General features: G+C 65.1%; 4 protein-coding genes. All 4 read left to right on the top strand.

The window, feature by feature from the left end:
- Positions 1 to 401, top strand: a 401-nt coding sequence (locus tag ENZ74_RS26585) for an ATP-binding cassette domain-containing protein (RefSeq protein ID WP_127313095.1), incomplete at its 5' end; no start/stop codon positions are given.
- 208 nt (positions 402 to 609) lie between these two features.
- Positions 610 to 1,317, top strand: a complete 708-nt coding sequence (gene phnL / locus ENZ74_RS26575) for a phosphonate C-P lyase system protein PhnL (protein ID WP_063169037.1) — start codon at positions 610 to 612, stop codon at positions 1,315 to 1,317.
- Positions 1,314 to 1,931, top strand: a complete 618-nt coding sequence (locus tag ENZ74_RS26570; protein ID WP_063169038.1) for a DapH/DapD/GlmU-related protein — start codon at positions 1,314 to 1,316, stop codon at positions 1,929 to 1,931. The genes phnL and ENZ74_RS26570 overlap by 4 nt, the downstream gene beginning before the upstream one ends.
- 374 nt (positions 1,932 to 2,305) lie before the next feature.
- Entirely contained in the window at positions 2,306 to 3,163 is an 858-nt protein-coding gene (gene phnC / locus ENZ74_RS26565) for a phosphonate ABC transporter ATP-binding protein (RefSeq protein WP_063169039.1), read from the top strand.
- Positions 3,164 to 3,205 lie beyond the last annotated feature (42 nt).

Genomic DNA, 3,205 nt, shown 5'->3' with positions numbered 1-3,205 from the left:
GGATCCGCGCCACCGCCGTCGACTGGCTGTCGCGCGTCGAGATCGACGAGGACCGCATCGACGACGAGCCCCGCGCCTTTTCCGGCGGCATGCGCCAGCGCCTGCAGATTGCCCGCAACCTCGTCACCGGGCCGCGCCTGGTGTTCATGGATGAGCCAACAGGCGGCCTCGATGTCTCGGTGCAAGCCCGCCTGCTCGACCTGCTGCGTGGTCTGGTCACCGATCTCGGTCTGGCGGCCATCGTCGTCACCCACGACCTTGCCGTGGCGCGGCTCTTGTCGCAGCGCATGATGGTGATGAAGGACGGCCGCGTCGTCGAAAGCGGCCTCACCGACCGCGTGCTCGACGACCCGCGCGCGCCTTACACGCAATTGCTTGTTTCCTCGATTTTGCAGGTTTGACGATGGCGCCAAGGCACCCCCCTCTGGCCTGCCGGCCATCTCCCCCTCAAGGGGGGAGATTGGCTATCGTCCTCGGTTTCGCCACTCTCCAACGTTGCAGAACAAGCGCAACGAGAAAGCTGCCGATCTCCCCCCTTGAGGGGGAGATGCCTGGCAAGGCAGAGGGAGGCGTTGGCCCGCAAACGAACGACAATTGGAGGCCCTTCTGATGGCAACCCCCCTCGTTGTCTCCGACGTCGCCAAGAGTTTCACCATGCACCTGCGCGACGGCATCAAACTGCCTGTTGTCGCCGGTGTCTCGTTCTCGATCAGGGCTGGCGAATGCACCGTGCTCGGCGGTCCTTCCGGTGCCGGCAAGAGCTCGATCCTGAAGATGCTCTACGGCAACTACGCCGTCGACGAAGGCCAGATCATCGTCACGCATGATGATGGGCTGATCGACCTCGCCACCGCCAGCCCGCGCACCGTGCTGGCCATACGCCGGCAAACGATCGGCTATGTCAGCCAGTTCCTGCGCACCGTGCCGCGCGTCTCGGCGCTCGACGTCGTCGCCGAACCGCTGGTCGAGCGCGGCGAGAATCGCGAAGCCGCAAGGGACAAGGCGCGCGCCTTGCTGGCGCAGCTCAACCTGCCGGAGAAACTCTGGGCTTTGCCGCCTGCGACCTTCTCCGGCGGCGAGCAGCAGCGCGTCAACATCGCGCGCGGCTTCATCACCGAGCATCCGATCCTGCTGCTCGACGAGCCGACAGCCTCGCTCGATGCCAGGAACCGCGATGTCGTGATCGAACTCATCGCCGCCAAGAAGGCTGCAGGTGTCGCCCTGCTCGGCATCTTCCATGACCACGATGTACGCGAGGCGGTTGCCGACCGCATCATCGACGTCACCGCTTTCGCGCCCGGAAAAATCGCCGCATGACCAGGAAATTGTCCGAGACGCCGCTGGTCCACCCGACGGCGGATGTACAGAATTCGACGCTCGGCCGCTGGACCGAGATCGCCGACCGTAGCCGGGTCTCGGAAAGCGAACTTGGCGACTATTCCTACATGATGCAGGACTGCTCGGTCTGGTGTGCGACGATCGGCAAGTTCGCCAACATCGCGGCCAGCGTGCGCATCAACGCCACCAACCACCCGACCTGGCGGCCGACGCTGCATCACTTCACCTATCGCGCCTCGGACTACTGGGACGATGCCGAGCACGAGAGCGAATTCTTCGCCCAACGCCGCGCCAAGCGGGTCACCATCGGCCACGACACCTGGCTTGGTCACGGCTCGACCATCCTGCCCGGTGTCACCATCGGCGATGGCGCCGCGGTCGGCGCCGGCGCTGTCGTCTCGAAAGATGTAGCGCCCTATACGATCGTCGCCGGCGTGCCGGCAAAGCCGATCCGCGAGCGCTTCGATCGCCGCACGGCCGAACGCTACCAGGCGCTGGCCTGGTGGGACTGGGACCATGCAAGGCTGCGGGCCGCGTTGGATGACTTCCGGGAGCTCGAGGCCGAGGCGTTCTTGGAGAAATATGGCGGATAGCGACGCCAGGAACGGGCTGTCACTGACGCTGGGCAGCGGGGGCAAACCGCCCCCGCCCCTGCTATCCGCATGACGTGCCTCTCGACACCGGCATCGACGCCATGACGGCCCTTGTCTGGAACGCCTGAAGGACGGCCTCGCCATCGCCGGCGCGCGACGGGCGAGTATATGCGCATCAAGTGGTGCCGTCTGGCCACCGGCGCCAGCTCGCCAGGCCTGCATTCCACATCACCTTCGACTGCTGATCCTGGGCCGGCCGCAGACTCCGGCCTGTGGAGCGTAACAAAACTGACATCATCGCGACACGGCAGGTTCATGTGGCTGCGTTAGGCGAGAGCCTGACGATCAATGGTCCCGGACTGGAACCTGCCCCCATGCCAGCAAATTCCGCCACGCTCGAAATCCGCGGTGTCACCCGACGATTTGGCAAGAACACTGCCGTCAGCGACATCAACATCGCGATCCCGCAGGGTCAGATGGTTGGCATTATCGGCCGTTCGGGCGCCGGCAAATCAACCCTCCTTCGCATGATCAACCGTCTCATCGATCCCAGCCAGGGGTCGATTTTTTTTGACGGCGCCGAGGTCTCGAAGCTGAGCGGTTCGCCGCTGCGGCGCTGGCAGCGTGACTGCGCCATGATCTTCCAGCAGTTCAACCTGGTGCCGCGCCTCGACGTGCTGACCAATGTGCTGCTCGGCAAGCTGAACCACCGCTCGACCATCACCAACCTGTTCGGCATGTTCTCCCGCGCCGAATGCGCCGAGGCGGTCGCGGCACTCGAGCGGCTCGACATCGTCCGCACCGCGCTGCAGCCCGCCGGCACCTTGTCGGGCGGCCAGCAGCAGCGCGTCGCCATCGCTCGTGCCATGATGCAGCAGCCCAGAGTGATCCTCGCCGACGAGCCGATCGCCTCGCTCGACCCGCTCAACGCCAAGGTGGTGATGGATTCGCTGCAGGACATCAATTTGCGCGAAGGCATCACCGTCGTCACCAATCTGCACACGCTGGACACCGCCCGCACCTACTGCAACCGCATCATCGGCATGGCTGCCGGCAAGGTCGTCTTCGACGGCCCGCCGGAAGAGCTCAACCGCGAGGCGGTGCGCCTCGTCTACGGCGCCGACAGCAATGGCCAGGAAATCTCCGAGGCCATCACCTCGACCAGCGTTGCCTTCAGCCGAAAGATCGCCGCATCCGCCGGACCGCTCGAGCCCGCATTCCCGGGATATTGAGAGCGGTTGGGATCGCCAGCCCACGTCAAGGGCACCTGTCAA

The sequence above is a fragment of the Mesorhizobium sp. M7A.F.Ca.CA.002.15.2.1 genome (assembly GCF_003998715.1).
Taxonomy (GTDB): Bacteria; Pseudomonadota; Alphaproteobacteria; order Rhizobiales; family Rhizobiaceae; genus Mesorhizobium; species Mesorhizobium ciceri.
Note: the sequence above shows the minus strand (reverse complement) of the source record. Positions and strands in the feature narration are given on the sequence as shown.

What these genes read in the sequence shown, in the direction of transcription:
- phnL (WP_063169037.1), top strand. Translation starts at nt 610, where the DNA reads ATGGCAACCCCCCTCGTTGTCTCCGACGTCGCCAAGAGTTTCACCATG.
- ENZ74_RS26570 (WP_063169038.1), top strand. Translation starts at nt 1,314, where the DNA reads ATGACCAGGAAATTGTCCGAGACGCCGCTGGTCCACCCGACGGCGGAT.
- phnC (WP_063169039.1), top strand. Translation starts at nt 2,306, where the DNA reads ATGCCAGCAAATTCCGCCACGCTCGAAATCCGCGGTGTCACCCGACGA.